The 861-nt window shown below is 56.4% G+C and carries 1 protein-coding gene; it reads left to right on the top strand.

The features are described from left to right. Nucleotides 1–156: 156 nt before the first annotated feature. Nucleotides 157–861, top strand: a 705-nt coding sequence (locus GBM95_RS11875; protein WP_152159275.1) for an RNA-guided endonuclease InsQ/TnpB family protein, incomplete at its 3' end; no start/stop codon positions are given.

The following is an 861-nucleotide window of genomic DNA, read 5'->3' as shown; positions in this document are numbered from 1 at the left end:
AAGCCTCAACATCGGATCGGTGCTGAGGCTCTCGGCGTTGTTTTGGGTACTGTCGGCGAAGTGGAAAAACTGGCTTTCCGAATTTATGGAAGCCCCCTTAACTCTTGATATAATATCATTTTATGATCCACTGTTGAATCTTATTTTAACTGCCACATGCTCCGCGCTGCGAAATTCCGCATCTATCCCAATGCCGCTCAGGAAGCTTTTCTCTGGGCGCAGTGGGGTGCTGTCCGCAAGTGCTGGAACATGGCGCTCTTCCTGAAGAAGCATTACTACCGCACGCGGGGCGTATCGCTCAACCTCATCCACGAGATCAAGCCGCTCATCGCCAGAGCCAAGAAGTCGAAGAAGTACGCATGGCTCAGGGAATACGATTCGATGGCGCTTCAGGAATCGGTCCGGAATCTCAATAAGAGCTACCGCGCATTCTTTGAGAAAAGAGCGGGCTTCCCGCACTACAAGTCCCGCCGAGGCCCGCAGTCGAGCTATCACTGCGCCAACGTCTCCGTCGGCCCCAACTACGTGCGCGTGCCGAAGATGGAACCGATCAAGGCCCGGATTCATCGCGAGGTCGCAGGCAAGGTAAAGAGCATCACGCTTGAAGCCGATGCCGCCGGCGACTACTACGCCGCCGTGCTCTGGGAGGATGGCCTTGCTGAAAAGGAACCTCTTAAGGAGATCTGCGAGGATCAGGTCATCGGCATTGATGTCGGCATCACGGATCTTCTTACGGAGTCGAACGGCCGTAAGGAACCCAATCCGAGGCATCTGAAGCGCGCCCGCAAGGCGCTTCGCCGCAGAAGCCGGCAGTTTTCAAGAACAAAGAAGGGCAGCCGCCGGCGCGAGAAGGCGCGCCGC

The organism is Sutterella seckii (genome assembly GCF_009183815.1).
GTDB classification, from domain to species: domain Bacteria; phylum Pseudomonadota; class Gammaproteobacteria; order Burkholderiales; family Burkholderiaceae_F; genus Sutterella; species Sutterella seckii.
The sequence above is the reverse complement of the archived record's forward strand: the minus strand, read 5'-3'. Positions and strand labels throughout refer to the sequence as shown.